Consider the following 14018-nt stretch of genomic DNA (forward strand, 5'->3'; position numbering starts at 1 on the left):
AGTGCCATGCACTGACCCCCGTTTTTATGATGCCTCGAAAGACAATCAACCCGGCTGTCTGTCGCTGCTTTGCCTACTGAAAATTGTCCTGCAGGTACTGGCGAGCAAGACGGGCCGCATCGCTGGTACCCGAGGCAACATCCTGCAGCAGCTGCTGGGCTCGTTGCTCATCACCTTGCTGATGGTAAACGCGGCCCAGCTTGTACTGGGCATCGGCACGTTTTCGATCGTCCGGAAACTCGCGCAACAGTTTTTCAAACCACTCCTGTGCAGCATCCAGATCCTCGTTCAGCAGGTAGATCTCACCCAGCCAGTAATGGCTGTTGCCAGCGAAATTACCTTGGGGATAGGCGTCGAGGTAAGCGTTGAACGCCTCGATGGACTGCTCGATTTCCCGATCGCGTAACAGCTGGTAAGCGTCGCGATACATCTGGGTTTCAGACACCCGATCACCGGTTTCACCTGACTCACCGGAGCTGCCACTGCCCAAGCTGGCCCCCGGGTTGCCACCACCGGAGCGACTCAGCTCGCCGATTCGGCGGTCCAGGTCGAGGTAGTCGTCCATTCGCTGCTGCTTCAAACGCTGAATTTCGTGCGCCTGCTCTTCCACCAGGCCGCGCAACTCCAGTACTTCCTGCTGCAGTGCCTGAAACTGATAAAACAGCTCCGCCTGCATGTTGGAGGCACCTTGGGCATCACCGGAATTGGCAGACTGATTGTTGCCCAGCGGCTGAGACTCAACCACCCGGACCTGAGCTTGCAGTACCGGCGCCGCCACGGCGATCACGGTGAACGCTGTGGCGGTTATCAAGGTCTTCATCATGACTCTCAGTATTTGATCTCAACGCGACGGTTCTTCTCCCAGGCGCTGGCATTGCTGCCCATGGCCAGGGGACGCTCTTCACCGTAACTGACCACTTCCAGGTCGCTGCGACGCACACCCTGCAGTACCAGGAAGTCACGCACGGCGTTGGCACGACGCTCACCCAGGGCCATGTTGTACTCGCGCGAACCGCGCTCGTCGGCATGCCCTTCCAGACGAACATCTGCCGGAGACTCTTTCAGGCGCTCGGCGTGGGCCAGCAACAAGGCACGGGCTTCCGGCTTGAGGGTCGCCTGGTCGAAGTCGAAGTAAATAATGGTGTCCAGCTCTTCCATGTCGTCGCTGTCTCCGGAACGTGAGCTGACGCCGTCACGGTCCGAGGTGCCGGTGGTCACACCGCTGCCGGCCTGGCCATCTGCGCCCATGGCACTATCGCTGTCATCGGTGGTGTCGGTGCTCGAACAACCGGCCAGAAACGCCAGTACAAACGCCAGACTCAAACCCTGCTTTTTTACGTTGGTCATCATGTGTGACTCCATCATCAGTTGTTGATCTTCTCAAGTCCGCCCGATGGGCGGTTTACAAACCAGCTTACGACTCCCACATCCTAGTCGAAATAGGGCGACCAGGCGGGTTCTCGCACATCCCCTTGCTCGGAAGGCAGAAAATAGCGTGTTCCGGCGTCCAGCGACACTACCGCCAAGACACCTTTATCGTTGCGACGCGTCGCATAAATCAGCATAGCACCATTTGGCGCAATGCTGGGTGATTCATCCAGGTACGTCTCTGTCAGGATGCGCAGCGTTCCGGTCTCAAGATCCTGTGCGGCAATGTGGAACACATCATTGCGCTGGTGCACCATCACCATGGTGCGACCGTCCTGGGAGATGCGCCCCCTGGCGTTGTAATCACCCTCGAAGGTTAAGCGTTCCACACGACCATTGGCAAGCGTTACCTGGTAAATCTGGGGTTTTCCACCCCGATTAGAGGTAAAAATAATGCCTTTTCCATCGGCAGTCCAGCTCGGCTCGGTGTCGATGGCAAAATGTTGGGTCATGCGGGTGAAATTTCCCGAGTCAATATCCAGAGTGTAGATTTCCGGGTTGCCGTCCTTCGACAGGGTCAGAGCCAGCTTCTTGCCGTCCGGCGACCAGGCCGGCGCACCATTGAGCCCCTGGAAGTCCGTCAGTTGCTCTCTTTCCCCAGTAGCGAGGTTTTGCACAAAGATGGCCGGACGAGTGGTTTCAAACGACACATAGGCCACCCGGCGTCCATCGGGGGACCATACCGGCGACAGAATGGGCTGGTCGGACTCGAGCAACATGGTCGGACGGGCACCATCGGCATCGGCGCGCATCAGGCGAAAGGTATCGTTGACCTCTCCTCCCTGGGTTCGATTGCGCAGTACCTCGACGTAGATCACTTCGGTGGAAAACGCCCCGGGAATCCCGGTCAAGGACTCGTAGACACGATCACTGATCGCATGGGCAATATCCCGCAACTGTCGTTCAGAGCCCTCGACAATCTGTTTGCTGAGGATTTTGCGCTGGTTGAGCACGTCGTAGAGGTCATAATGCACCTGATAAAGGCCTGAGACGTTCTCAACCCGCCCGACAATCAGATATTCGGCGTCCAGCACCCGCCAGTCGCGGAAGTGCACATCCTGCTCCCGGTGCGGGAAGGACAGCATGTCTTCCCGGGCTATCGGAGCAAATTGCCCGCTACGACGCAGGTTATCTTCAATGATACGGCTGATGTCCTCCGGCAGGCCGGGACCACCGACTATTTCCAGAGGCGCCACCGCAATCCGGGTCGGGTTGTCCACCCCGCGGGTGATTTCAATCGTCAGCTGCGCCTGGGCTCCCAAACACAGCGCCCACAAAACGACCAATGCCAGACACTGTCTCACAATCTCAAATCCTCTGGTTTAAACACCAGCCGCAACTGGCGAAATTGACTTTCAAACACGTGGGAAGGCATCCCCTGAATCTCCTCGAAGCGATCGATACGCTTGACCGCCTGCTCTGCCGAGCGGTCAAAAGCACTGTTCCCGCTGCTCTCCACGACCGTAACGTTGACCACCTGCCCCGTGGGCACCAGTTGAATCTCCAGTACACACTGCATACCCATGCGGGCAGACGGCGGCCGGCTCCAGTTGTTTTCGATGCGCTGCGCCATGACATCGACGTAGCTCTGAGCCACTTCCTGGGCCTGTTGTTCCTCAAAAAATTCGGCTTCTTCCGCCAGGGCGCGGTCCAGTTGCTGCTGACGCTCCAGCTGCTCGCGTTCGGCCTGTAGCTCCTGCTCCCGGCGCCGTTGCTCGGCGGCTTCCCGCTCTTTACGTCGGCGTTCAGCCTCCTGGCGCTCCTTTTCCGCCTGCGCCCGCTGTTCTTGCTCGCGCTTTTCTCGCTGTGCCTGCGCCCTACGAGCCTCTTCCTGCTGGCGGCGACGTTCGGCCTCCTGGCGCTCACGCTCCTGTTGGCGCTGGCGCATATCAATCACTTTCTGTTGCGCCGCTTGCTGTTCCGCCTGACGCTGACTCTTGGGCGTATACTCAACCACCTTGGCCTGAACCACACGGGGCCGCTGTACATCACGCGGCTCCGGGCGTGCGTCCCAGGTCGAAAACACCAGAGCGAACACCAGAGCGTGCAGCGAGAGGCTGATCAACAGGGGAAGTGTATAAGCCTTCAGGGTCATAAATCTGTGATCACTGTGGCGGTTCGGTGACAAGCCCCACCGAGGGAGCCCCGGCACTTTGCAGCTCGGTCATCAGTTGCACGACCAAGCCGTAGCCCACTTCCTGATCGCCCCATACCAGCACGGGGGTTTCGGGTTTCTGGCGCAGCACCTTCCCGACCGTTTCCTTGATCTCCGCGAGCGGGCGCGCCTGCTCCTGATCCCCGCCCAGGTTGATGTAGTAGGTGCCGTCCTTTTTGATGGACACGATCAACGGCTCTACGTCATCGTCTTCCAGCGGCTCGGAGGGCGCCTGAGGTAATTCGACCTGAACGCCCTGCATCAGCAGCGGCGCGGTCACCATAAACACAATGAGCAGCACCAACATCACATCGATGTAGGGCACCACGTTGATTTCAGCCAGAGGCTTCTTTTTGGGTTTACGCCCAAACGGAGACATGTCGGCAACCTCGCTTGATCAGGATGAAACCTGTTTGCTGTGGACCTGCCGATGCAGGATGGCCGAAAACTCTTCCGCGAAGGTATGGTAATAATTGAGCATGGCCTCGGCGCGAGCCGAATAGCGGTTGTACGCCAGTACCGCGGGAATCGCCGCAAACAGCCCCATGGCGGTAGCCACCAGTGCCTCGGCAATGCCCGGTGCGACCGTGGCGAGGGTCGCCTGATGGACGTTGGCCAGGCCCCGGAATGAATTCATGATGCCCCACACAGTGCCGAACAGTCCGATATAGGGACTGACCGAGGCGACACTGGCCAGAAATGGCAGGTGCAGCTCCAGCTTTTCTTCCTCGCGGGAAAGCGCCACGCGCATGGCCCGCTGGCTGCCTTCCATCACCGCTTCGGAGCTGGCTCCGCTCTGCTGACGCAGGCGAGTGAACTCCTTGAAGCCGGCCCGGAAAATATTCTCGGCCCCCTCAGCGGTTTTACCATTGCCCTGACGGTACAACTGGTTGAGGTCAATGCCGGACCAGAACTGCCGTTCAAATCCATGAAACAGGCCACGAGCCTTACGCAGGTACAACCCCCGCTGGACGATCATGACCCAGGAGATGACAGAGGCGAGAAACAGGAGCAGCATGACAAACTGAACCAGCAGACTGGCTTCAGCCACCAGGCTCCAGATGGACATGTTATTTTCTTGAGGCATAAGATCATCAGCTCTCAGTAGTGGATGCGATTTTTTTCTGCATTTCCGTTGGAATCGGACGCGGGCGGAAACTCTCACCGCACACGCAGGCAATCCGGATTAGACCGTCACACAACAGTTCGTTCCCTCGCCAGACGGACTGGTGAAAAACCACGTTGGTGCGCGCCAGTTTCTCGATCCGCGCGGTCACGCGCAACGCGTCATCGAGTCGGGCGGAGCGATGGTACTGCACCTCGGCCTTGTGTACGACCAACAGCAGACCGTCATCCAGAATGGCCGGCTTATCATACCCTAACTGGCGCAGAAATTCGGTTCGACAACGCTCCATGAACTTTAAATAGTTCACGTAGTAGACAATCCCTCCGGCATCGGTGTCTTCGATGTAGACCCTGACCGGCAAGGAAAATTCACCCGCCAAGGCTGACTCTGAGACCTCCGTCTCACTCCGGCTTGAAATCAGGCTCATAGTGTCAGTCACTCTCCCTGAGGCGCTTTGGTAAATCCACTCCGAAGTGCAGATAGGCATTGGCGGTGAGAATACGGCCGCGAGGCGTGCGTGCCATGAACCCCTGTTGGATCAGGTAGGGCTCAATCACGTCCTCGATGGTGCCCCGCTCTTCACTGATGGCGGCAGCCAGGCTTTCAATACCCACCGGGCCACCATCAAAGTTGTCCATCAGCGCCAGCAGCAGGCGGCGGTCCATATGATCAAAACCACGCTCGTCCACTTTGAGCATATTCAGGGCCAGATCGGCCATTTCCGAGGTCACCACACCGTCGCCACGCATCTCTGCGTAATCGCGTACCCGACGTAACAGGCGGTTGGCCACCCGAGGGGTGCCTCGCGCCCGCTTGGCCACTTCGACCGCACCGGACTCTTCCATATTGACCCCGATCAGCTCCGCCGCTCGCAGCACAATGCGGGTCAGATCCGCTACGGAGTAGAACTCCAGGCGCTGGACAATGCCAAATCGGTCCCGCAACGGCGAGGTCAACAGGCCGGCCCGGGTGGTTGCCCCCACCAGGGTAAACGGCGGCAGATCCAGTTTGATGGAGCGGGCCGCAGGCCCTTCACCAATCATGATATCGAGCTGAAAGTCCTCCATGGCCGGGTAGAGAATTTCCTCCACCACCGGGCTCAGGCGATGAATTTCGTCGATAAAGAGTACATCGCCGGGCTCCAGATTGGTCATCAGCGCGGCCAGATCACCGGCCTTTTCCAACACCGGGCCGGAGGTGCTTTTCAGGGAGACCCCCATCTCGGTGGCGATGATATTGGCGAGGGTGGTCTTACCCAGGCCCGGCGGGCCGAACACTAGGGTGTGATCCAGCGCTTCACCCCGTTTCTGGGCCGCGCCGATAAATATTTCCATCTGCTCGCGCACGGCGGGCTGGCCAATGTAGTCGGCCAGCGCCTTGGGGCGCACGGCGCGGTCGATCACGTCTTCGCGCTCGCGAGGTGCCGCATCAATCAGGCGATCGGTTTCAATCATGGGAACTACTCAGTGGTCACAATCCGGAGCACAGTCTATCAGACCGGACGGGAGGGGCTCTATTGAGGCTTAATTTGTGGCCAAGTGCCGGTAAACCTTTGCGGGACACGCCGTAAATACCTCCCTGTAGGCTCGGTTGCCGCTATCCCTGCGGCAAACGGTCCCGCAAAGGTTCACCGGCACTCGGTTATGTTTTCGTCCTAAACGCTGAGGGCTATTTTTCTATACGCTGAGGGCTCATTATCTATACGCTGAGGGCTCTTAACGCCAGGCGGATCAGTTCCTGGCTGCCGGCGGCCGGGTCCTGTTTGGCGGCGGCGCTGATCATGCGGGCGGCTTCGGCGGGCTTGTAACCCAGGGCAATCAACGCGCTTTCGGCCTCTTCCTGATGATCGTCTCTGGAGGTCTCCGGTTCAGGCAGCAGGTCTCCGGCCAAGTCTTCCCGGGGCAGTTCCCAGCCTTTGAGGCGATCGCGCAGCTCGATGACCAGCCGCTCAGCGGTTTTTTTGCCGACTCCCGGCACTTTGGTCAGGGCGGAGACTTTGTCTTCCCGCACGCAGCGGGCGATGTCGTCGGCTTCCATGCCCGAGAGGATGGCGATGGCCATTTTGGGGCCGACGCCGTTGACTTTGATCAGGGTGCGAAACAGGCTCCGGTCCCGCTGGTCGGCGAAGGCGAACAGTTGGTGGGCGCTTTCGCTGATGGCCAGGTGGGTGTGGAGCGTGACGTCGGCTCCCAGTTCGGGCAGCCGGTAGAAGGTAGTCATGGGCGCCTGAACTTCGTACCCCACGCCCTGTACGTCTATCAGTAGGTGAGGCGGTTGTTTTTCGAGCAATGTGCCGCGTAAGCGTCCGATCATACTTTACCCCGGTGCATTCGTGTAACTCGTAGGGCGGATAAGGGCGAAAGCCCGCATCCGCCATCCTGTGTCTATTCTGATCTGTTGCTGAATCAACAAGTCTGGTCCGCTACCGGGCAGAGCCCGCCGTGCCCAGAAGGTCGGATTCTCCAGCCAGTCCGGCCCGCTACGGGGTAACCCCTTCGTGAACCCGCCGTGAACCCATCCATGGGGGCTTCTCATCGGCATCCATGCCTCAGAGAGTTCACGAAGGGGTTACCCCGCATCGGGCCTCAGTGCCAAATTCAGGCCTTACGCTCTTTCAACCCACACTTAAATACCTACAACCGTAGGTCGGGTTAGCGAAGCGTAACCCGACGCTTTCTGGGATTCCGTGCCCAATGTCGGATTACGCTTCGCTAATCCGACCTACGACTGAGCAGAACGCGCAAATTATTCTCTGCAGCGCTCGGAGGTCTGGTGTGGGGTAAGGGGTTCCCAGACCGTGGAGCCGGGGACCGGCGATGCGAGCCTACGTGGACGACCCACATGGATGTGGGAAGTGTCCGTAAGCGCCGGGAGCGCGTAGGACCGTATTCACGGCGTGTCTGGGAACCCCTTACCCCACTTCAGACCGGACTCTCCGCAACCACTGCAGGTAATTCAGAGAGGTTCGGAAAAACTACACCACCCTACCCCGCCGGAAACTGCGTTTGCCCGCCAAGGCGATCAATTGGTCTTGGGTATTGGAGTGGCAGAGGGCTACGGCCAGGGCGTCGGCGGCGTCTTCCTGGGGGGTGCCCGGTAGGCGCAGAAGGGCCTTGACCATGTGTTGTACCTGCGCCTTGTCCGCCGCGCCAGTACCGACCACCGACTGTTTGACCTTTCGGGCTTCGTACTCGTAGACCGAGAGGTCCTGCACCACGGCGGCGGTGATCGCCGCGCCGCGGGCCTGGCCCAGTTTGAGGGCCGAGCTGGCATTTTTGGCCATGAAAATCTGCTCAATGGCCACCACATCCGGGCTCTGCTGCTGGACGATCTGGGTGATGGCATCAAAAATCACCTTGAGACGCTCCGGCAGACTGCCTTCGGGCACCCTAATCACGCCGCTGGTGATATAGGCCACTTTGCCGCCGATGCGCTCGATCACACCAAAGCCGGTCTTGCGCGAACCCGGGTCGATACCCAGTATGCGGGTCATGGCCACCTCTGGGGCTTGACGCCCCTTTATGCGTTCAGTTGCTCCATCACCTCATCGGGGATGTCGCCGTTGGTATAGACGTTCTGGACATCGTCCAGGTCTTCGAGCATGTCGATCAGCGCCAACAGCTTCTCAGCACCTTCTTTGTCCACCTCAATGGTGGTGGACGGGAGCATGATGATTTCGCTATTGGTGGGCTCGAAGCCGGCGGCCACCAGCGCCTCTTTCACGGCGAAGTACTCCTCGAAGGGCGTGCGAACGTCGATGGTGCCGTCACTGTTGGTGACAATATCTTCGGCCCCGGCTTCCAGCGCGGCTTCCATGATGTCTTCTTCGGTGATGCCCTCGAAGCTGATCTGGCCCATGCGGGTGAACAGGTAGGCGACGGAGCCATCGGTGCCGAGGTTGCCGCCGCGTTTGCTGAAGGCGTGGCGTACTTCGGACACGGTGCGGTTTTTGTTGTCGGTCATGCATTCGACCAGCACGGCGATGCCATTGGCGCCGTAGCCTTCGTAGGTGACTTCTTCGTAGTTGTCGCCCTCACCGGCCCCGGCACCACGGGCAATGGCCTTGTCGATGGTGTCTTTTTTCATGTTGGCGCCAAGGGCTTTGTCCATGGCGGTACGCAGGCGGGGGTTGTCTTCAGGCGCGGCACCGCCTTTGGCGGCGACGGTAAGCTCGCGAATGATTTTGGTGAATACTTTACCGCGTTTGGCGTCCTGGGCGGCTTTGCGGTGTTTGATGTTAGCCCATTTACTGTGGCCAGCCATGAATATTCTCCACTTACTGGTCTGTTATAAGTCGGGTTTTCGAGTGTGATTTTTAGTAAATCTATAGCGAATCCTGTTTTGGCATCACGTCCGGTCCGCTTTGGGGTGTAGGGTTGCCAGACACGCCGTAAATACATCCCTGTAGGCTCGCATCGCGGGTCCCNNGTCCCCCGCTCCACGGTCTGGCACCCCTACACCCCAAATCGGCCCTCAGCACTCTGGTATCACCTCTTGTCCATTCTGCTACAGAGTCCAATAGTCCCCGTAGGTCGGATTAGGCCTTGGCGGTAATCCGACAATTGAGGTACCGAATTTCCTTGTATTTGCGTGTCGGATTACGCGCTGCGCGCCAACCCGACCTACTCGTGATATCTACAAAGTGACCAAGCGAGCCTGGGATTGGGGTAAGACCTCCCAGGACCGTGGAGCGGGGGACCCGCGATGCGAGCCCCCAGGGATGGGTTTACGGCGTGTCCTGGGAGGTCTTACCCCAATCCCAGGCGTCGTCCCACTGCCCCACGCTCAATAAACGTTGCCTACTCAGCGGCCGGTTTTTCTTTCTTACGCAGACGGATGTTCAGGTCTTTGAGCTGCTGTTCGTCTACCGCACCCGGCGCGTCGGTCATGACGCAGGCGGCGCTCTGGGTTTTCGGGAAGGCGATCACATCGCGGATCGAACCGGCGCCGATCATCAGCATGATCAGACGGTCCAGACCGAAGGCCAGGCCACCGTGGGGCGGTGCACCGTATTTGAGGGCATCCAGCAGGAAGCCGAACTTCTCGCGCTGCTCCTCTTCCCCGATGCCCAGCGCGCGGAATACCGCCTGCTGCATGGTCTGGTTGTGAATACGGATAGAGCCGCCACCCAGCTCGGTGCCGTTGAGCACCATGTCGTAGGCGCGGGACAGGGCCGTCTCCGGGCTCTTCTCCAGTTCCTCCGGGGAGCAGGAAGGCGCGGTGAACGGGTGGTGCAGACTGTTCAGGGAACCGTCGTCTTCTTCCTCGAACATCGGGAAGTCGACCACCCACAGGGGAGCCCACTCGCAGGTGTACAGGTCCAGATCCTCACCCAGCTTGCAGCGCAGCGCGCCCAAGGCTTCGCTTACCACGGTGGCCTTATCGGCACCGAAGAAGATCAGGTCGCCATTGTCGGCTTCTACCCGCTCCAGAATGGCTTTGCGCACGTCGGTGGGCAGGAACTTCACGATCGGCGACTGCAGGCCCTCTTCCAGATCATTTTTGTCATTGACCTTGATGTAGGCCAAGCCCTTGGCACCGTAGATGCCGACAAACTTGGTGTAGTCGTCGATCTGCTTGCGGGTCAACTTCTCGTTGCCGCCGGGCACTTTCAGGGCGGTGACGCGGCCTTTGGGGTCTTTGGCCGGGCCGGAGAAGACCTTGAAGTCCACCTCGCCCATCAGATCCTTTACATCCACCAGCTCCAGCGGGATACGCAGGTCCGGCTTGTCGGAGCCGTACTTCTGCATCGCATCGGCATAGGTCATGCGCGGGAAGTCGCCCAGGTCCACCTCTTTCAGTGTCTGGAAGATGGTGCGGATCATGCCCTCGGTGACCGACATGATGCCCTCTTCGTCCATAAAGGAGGTTTCAATATCGATCTGGGTGAATTCCGGCTGGCGATCGGCGCGCAGGTCTTCATCGCGGAAGCACTTGGCGATCTGATAGTAGCGATCGAACCCGGAGACCATCAGCAGCTGCTTGAACAGCTGGGGCGACTGGGGCAGTGCAAAGAACTTGTTCTCGTGGGTGCGCGACGGCACCAGGTAGTCCCGGGCACCCTCGGGGGTGGCGCGGGTCAGAATCGGGGTTTCGATGTCCAGAAAGCCGTGGTCGTCCAGGTAGTTACGCACCAGATTGGTGACCTTGGAGCGGAATTTCAGACCTTTCTGCATTTCCGCCCGGCGCAGGTCCAGGTAGCGGAATTTGAGGCGGACATCCTCGCCCACGGACGCGTGGGAGTCCAGCGGGAAGGGGGTGGTTTCCGCCTCGTTCAGAATGGTCAGGCCGGTGCCGTAGACTTCCACCTCACCGGTGGCCATGTTGGGATTGACCGTGGCGGCATCCCGGGCGCGCACCTTACCGGTCACCTGCAGCACGTACTCGCCGCGGACCCGGTCAGCCAGGTTGAAGTGATCGCCGGTATCCGGATCGAACACTACCTGTACAATACCCTCGCGATCGCGCAGGTCGATAAAGATGACACCACCGTGGTCACGGCGGCGATCAACCCACCCACACAGGGTCACTTCCCGATCAATGTCTTTGGCTGTCAGTGTGCCACAGTAATCACTGCGCATAGTGCTTTCCCGTTATTTGCCGTCTCGGTTCAAAGTCGTCGCGGCGCCGTCTGTCTGTCAGGCCGACGCTGCGCTGGAGTTGGCGGGTTTGGAGGCCTTGTCACCCCCGGAGCTGCTCTCGGCGCTCTTACTGCCGCCGCGCTCGCCCGCCAGGTTTTTCTGGTTGGACTTTTTGAAGTCCGTCTCGTACCAGCCGCTGCCTTTCAGGCGAAAGCCCGCCGCTGAGATTTTCTTTTTCAGGCTCGCCTGACCACAGGCCGGGCAGTCTACCAGAGGCTCGTCGCTGAGCTTCTGCAGTGCTTCCATATTGTGGTTACAGGATTGACACTGATATTCGTAGATGGGCATTGTCGTGTTCCTCAATCAAATGCTCTGCAAGAGCAACCATCGCCAGCAATGCCCACAGGGGCCAAAAAACGCGCGATTATAACCCAATGGGGCGCCAGCGAGAACCGGGTAAGGTGTTTTACACCGCGCCGTGGCCGCCCGGAATGGGCCGCGCGGCGACTCGGTGCAAAGCCCGATATAAATAGGGACGGCGCGGCGGTTTTAAAGGTCTACGCCCAGCGTATTGCCCTCGTAGACGATGGGCACAAAGGCCAGAGGGCCCACACACCCCTCGGGGCCATTGAGAGCCCGCCCGGAGAGCAGGTCAAATTCGATCCCATGGACCGGGCAGCGCAACACCTCGCCCTGGACGCTGGCCTTATGCAGCGGCGCCTCCATGTGCGGGCAGCGGTTGACCAGCAGGTAGGTCCGCCCCTCCTCCTGCAACAACAGAAGCTCCTGCCCCGCGAGCCGAAAGACCCGGCGGTAGCCATCGTAGAGCTGGTGCAGAGTTTCCAATGCCTGATACGCCATGATTTTGCCCCCGAGAGCCATCAATTCCGCTAGACTAGCACACCCCGTACGCCAAACTGTTGAACCACCCGACCGACGCGAGCCTCGCCATGCCCTCCCAGCAATACCTGGAACAGCTCAAAACCCTGTCCAACCGGCTGGTGGCACTGCAGAAGCCGATCCGTATCCTCGATGCCATCAAGTGGACGCCCGAGATCGAACAGGCCTTCCACGCCAGTGGCGGCAAGGCCCTGCCCAAGGTAGGCCCGGAGTATTACCAGCGCCAGGCCCTGGGGTTTGACCCCGAGCGCCTGGACCGCGAACTGTTGGCCCTGGATCGGGACATCAAGCGCCAGTTGGGCCGGGGCGATGCCCTGGGCAAGATTCTCAAATCCACGGTGGAGCAGTATCAGTTGGTGGTACAGCTGCTGCGCCACCGCGGGCGTGCCGAGTTCGGGGACTACAGCCGTCAGCTCTACGGCTCCGCCAGTGACCGCATCCGGGGTGACCGGAAGACCCTGCGCACCCTGGGCGAACGACTGTGCGACATTTTCTCTCTGCCCGCCGTGGAGCACCTGAACCGGCCCTACCCCCGGGATATTGGCGCGGAAACCGCCGTCGCCATGCTGCGCCAACGAATGGACCGCTACTTTGGCCCGGGCCAGGTGAAGGTCAGCATCAGCGATGACATCGTCTCCGATGCCGCCGCCGGGGGCGATACCATCAAGGTCAATCGACGCGCTTCATTCTCCGAGCTGGACATTCAGGTGCTGGAAGTCCATGAGGGCTGGGTGCATATTGGCACGACTCTCAACGGCCGTGAGCAGCCCTGGGCCACCTGGCTGAGCGTGGGCTCGCCCCGGATAACCGGCATCCAGGAGGGCATGGCGGTCCTGATGGAAACCCTGACCTTCAGCTCTTTCCCGCAGCGGGCCCGACGGGTCAGCGACCGGGTGGTGGCGGTGGACCTGGCAGAACAGGGGGCGGATTTCTGCGAGGTGTATCGCTATTTTCTGGAGCGCGGGGTCAGTGAGCACGACAGCTATCGGGTCACCCAACGGGTGTTTCGCGGCGGCCAGGTCAGTGGCGATCGGGGCGCGGTTTTCACCAAGGATATTTCCTATGTGAAAGGTTTTGTGGAAAATGTAAACTTTATCCGCAGCGCCATTCAGTCCGGGGTTCCGGAGATTATTCCGATGTTGTTTGTGGGTAAAGTGACCCTGGATGATCTGCCGCTACTGTACGAACGCTACCTGGAAGGTGTAATCTCCGCCCCCCGGCATTTGCCGCCGATGTTCCGCGATCTGAATGGGCTTTATGTCTGGTTCGGTTTTTCGAGCAGTCTGTCGCTGATGAACATCGCACGGGTGCAGCAGCACTTCAGTAAGCTTTTTGAGCAATTACCGGCCACTGCCCCGCTGTATCCGGGCTCGAACAACGGCAAGCGCGACGCCGAATTGGATTGACGTTTTCAAATTATGATGCATTACAAGATTGTCCTGACGGGCAGCGGCATTTTGGTGGACCACTATGGCAGCCCGGAACCGGTGATGGGCTTTGTCACTTGCCGTCTGTTGAAAGCGGATTCGGAGAAGCTGGCGATTGCGACGGTCAAGCGCGATATTCTGGTACAGTGGAATCAGAGTTTTAATGCGGACCGTAAGGCGGGATTACCGAAACTGTCGGTGGAGCATATTGCGACGGTTCACCCTCTGCTGACCCGAAAGCCGAAGCACGATTTCTACTTTTACGTCTCGGACGAACAGCGCGAGGCGCACCTGGAACACTTCACCCAACCCAAACGCCGCTGGTTCAAAAAAGCCTAGAGCATCCATGTAGTGTACTTGACTTGGGCACCTTATAGAACGCCCGTCGGCTACGGGGAAGG

At 59.5% G+C, this 14018-nt stretch carries 16 protein-coding genes; 2 read left to right on the forward strand and 14 right to left on the reverse strand.

Annotated elements, in window-relative coordinates; genetic code table 11:
- Positions 1 to 73 precede the first annotated feature (73 nt).
- From B3520_RS14010 to B3520_RS14075, 14 genes are all read right to left on the reverse strand, one after another.
- Positions 74 to 820 (reverse strand): YbgF trimerization domain-containing protein, encoded by a 747-nt coding sequence (locus tag B3520_RS14010; RefSeq protein WP_123638816.1) that lies wholly within the window; start codon positions 818 to 820, stop codon positions 74 to 76.
- Between the two features lie 8 nt (positions 821 to 828).
- Complete coding sequence (gene pal, locus B3520_RS14015; protein WP_123638815.1) at positions 829 to 1347, reverse strand: peptidoglycan-associated lipoprotein Pal; 519 nt, start codon at positions 1345 to 1347, stop codon at positions 829 to 831.
- Positions 1348 to 1430: 83 nt separating this feature from the next.
- Positions 1431 to 2735 (reverse strand): Tol-Pal system beta propeller repeat protein TolB, encoded by a 1305-nt coding sequence (tolB, locus tag B3520_RS14020; RefSeq protein ID WP_123636970.1) that lies wholly within the window; start codon positions 2733 to 2735, stop codon positions 1431 to 1433.
- On the reverse strand, positions 2729 to 3523 hold the full coding sequence (gene tolA / locus B3520_RS14025) for a cell envelope integrity protein TolA (protein ID WP_123636969.1): 795 nt from the start codon (positions 3521 to 3523) through the stop codon (positions 2729 to 2731). The genes tolB and tolA overlap by 7 nt, the downstream gene beginning before the upstream one ends.
- Before the next feature lie 10 nt (positions 3524 to 3533).
- The gene (gene tolR / locus B3520_RS14030; protein ID WP_024459687.1) at positions 3534 to 3962 is read right to left on the reverse strand and encodes a protein TolR; all 429 of its coding nucleotides are present in this window, start codon (positions 3960 to 3962) and stop codon (positions 3534 to 3536) included.
- An 18-nt stretch (positions 3963 to 3980) separates the two neighbouring features.
- Positions 3981 to 4670, reverse strand: coding sequence for a protein TolQ (gene tolQ, locus B3520_RS14035; protein ID WP_123636968.1), 690 nt, complete (start codon positions 4668 to 4670; stop codon positions 3981 to 3983).
- A gap of 7 nt (positions 4671 to 4677) precedes the next feature.
- Positions 4678 to 5136: a tol-pal system-associated acyl-CoA thioesterase gene (gene ybgC / locus B3520_RS14040; protein ID WP_123636967.1), complete on the reverse strand. Its 459-nt coding sequence runs from the start codon at positions 5134 to 5136 to the stop codon at positions 4678 to 4680.
- Between the two features lie 4 nt (positions 5137 to 5140).
- On the reverse strand, positions 5141 to 6163 hold the full coding sequence (ruvB, locus tag B3520_RS14045) for a Holliday junction branch migration DNA helicase RuvB (RefSeq protein ID WP_024459684.1): 1023 nt from the start codon (positions 6161 to 6163) through the stop codon (positions 5141 to 5143).
- 244 nt (positions 6164 to 6407) lie between these two features.
- A complete protein-coding gene (ruvA, locus tag B3520_RS14050; RefSeq protein WP_286806875.1) occupies positions 6408 to 7022 on the reverse strand; it encodes a Holliday junction branch migration protein RuvA in 615 nt (204 codons plus the stop codon).
- Positions 7023 to 7683: 661 nt separating this feature from the next.
- Positions 7684 to 8202, reverse strand: coding sequence for a crossover junction endodeoxyribonuclease RuvC (gene ruvC / locus B3520_RS14055; protein WP_286805169.1), 519 nt, complete (start codon positions 8200 to 8202; stop codon positions 7684 to 7686).
- A gap of 26 nt (positions 8203 to 8228) precedes the next feature.
- On the reverse strand, positions 8229 to 8972 hold the full coding sequence (locus B3520_RS14060) for a YebC/PmpR family DNA-binding transcriptional regulator (protein ID WP_024459681.1): 744 nt from the start codon (positions 8970 to 8972) through the stop codon (positions 8229 to 8231).
- 536 nt (positions 8973 to 9508) lie between these two features.
- On the reverse strand, positions 9509 to 11290 hold the full coding sequence (gene aspS, locus B3520_RS14065; RefSeq protein WP_286805171.1) for an aspartate--tRNA ligase: 1782 nt from the start codon (positions 11288 to 11290) through the stop codon (positions 9509 to 9511).
- 57 nt (positions 11291 to 11347) lie between these two features.
- Complete coding sequence (locus B3520_RS14070; RefSeq protein ID WP_123636963.1) at positions 11348 to 11638, reverse strand: FmdB family zinc ribbon protein; 291 nt, start codon at positions 11636 to 11638, stop codon at positions 11348 to 11350.
- A gap of 201 nt (positions 11639 to 11839) precedes the next feature.
- On the reverse strand, positions 11840 to 12151 hold the full coding sequence (locus B3520_RS14075) for a Rieske (2Fe-2S) protein (RefSeq protein ID WP_024459678.1): 312 nt from the start codon (positions 12149 to 12151) through the stop codon (positions 11840 to 11842).
- Between the two features lie 89 nt (positions 12152 to 12240).
- On the opposite strand from B3520_RS14075, the gene B3520_RS14080 reads away from it, so the two are divergent.
- Positions 12241 to 13596 (forward strand): flavohemoglobin expression-modulating QEGLA motif protein, encoded by a 1356-nt coding sequence (locus B3520_RS14080; RefSeq protein WP_123636962.1) that lies wholly within the window; start codon positions 12241 to 12243, stop codon positions 13594 to 13596.
- A 12-nt stretch (positions 13597 to 13608) separates the two neighbouring features.
- A complete protein-coding gene (locus tag B3520_RS14085; RefSeq protein WP_024459676.1) occupies positions 13609 to 13956 on the forward strand; it encodes a hypothetical protein in 348 nt (115 codons plus the stop codon).
- The last annotated feature ends 62 nt before the right edge of the window (positions 13957 to 14018 follow it).

The sequence above is a fragment of the Marinimicrobium sp. UBA4509 genome (assembly GCF_002388575.1).
Classification (GTDB): domain Bacteria; phylum Pseudomonadota; class Gammaproteobacteria; order Pseudomonadales; family Cellvibrionaceae; genus Marinimicrobium; species Marinimicrobium koreense.

What these genes read in the sequence shown, in the direction of transcription:
- B3520_RS14010 (WP_123638816.1), bottom strand. Translation starts at nt 820, where the DNA reads ATGAAGACCTTGATAACCGCCACAGCGTTCACCGTGATCGCCGTGGCG.
- pal (WP_123638815.1), bottom strand. Translation starts at nt 1,347, where the DNA reads ATGACCAACGTAAAAAAGCAGGGTTTGAGTCTGGCGTTTGTACTGGCG.
- tolA (WP_123636969.1), bottom strand. Translation starts at nt 3,523, where the DNA reads ATGACCCTGAAGGCTTATACACTTCCCCTGTTGATCAGCCTCTCGCTG.
- tolR (WP_024459687.1), bottom strand. Translation starts at nt 3,962, where the DNA reads ATGTCTCCGTTTGGGCGTAAACCCAAAAAGAAGCCTCTGGCTGAAATC.
- tolQ (WP_123636968.1), bottom strand. Translation starts at nt 4,670, where the DNA reads ATGCCTCAAGAAAATAACATGTCCATCTGGAGCCTGGTGGCTGAAGCC.
- ybgC (WP_123636967.1), bottom strand. Translation starts at nt 5,136, where the DNA reads ATGAGCCTGATTTCAAGCCGGAGTGAGACGGAGGTCTCAGAGTCAGCC.
- ruvB (WP_024459684.1), bottom strand. Translation starts at nt 6,163, where the DNA reads ATGATTGAAACCGATCGCCTGATTGATGCGGCACCTCGCGAGCGCGAA.
- ruvA (WP_286806875.1), bottom strand. Translation starts at nt 7,022, where the DNA reads ATGATCGGACGCTTACGCGGCACATTGCTCGAAAAACAACCGCCTCAC.
- ruvC (WP_286805169.1), bottom strand. Translation starts at nt 8,202, where the DNA reads ATGACCCGCATACTGGGTATCGACCCGGGTTCGCGCAAGACCGGCTTT.
- B3520_RS14060 (WP_024459681.1), bottom strand. Translation starts at nt 8,972, where the DNA reads ATGGCTGGCCACAGTAAATGGGCTAACATCAAACACCGCAAAGCCGCC.
- aspS (WP_286805171.1), bottom strand. Translation starts at nt 11,290, where the DNA reads ATGCGCAGTGATTACTGTGGCACACTGACAGCCAAAGACATTGATCGG.
- B3520_RS14070 (WP_123636963.1), bottom strand. Translation starts at nt 11,638, where the DNA reads ATGCCCATCTACGAATATCAGTGTCAATCCTGTAACCACAATATGGAA.
- B3520_RS14075 (WP_024459678.1), bottom strand. Translation starts at nt 12,151, where the DNA reads ATGGCGTATCAGGCATTGGAAACTCTGCACCAGCTCTACGATGGCTAC.
- B3520_RS14080 (WP_123636962.1), top strand. Translation starts at nt 12,241, where the DNA reads ATGCCCTCCCAGCAATACCTGGAACAGCTCAAAACCCTGTCCAACCGG.
- B3520_RS14085 (WP_024459676.1), top strand. Translation starts at nt 13,609, where the DNA reads ATGATGCATTACAAGATTGTCCTGACGGGCAGCGGCATTTTGGTGGAC.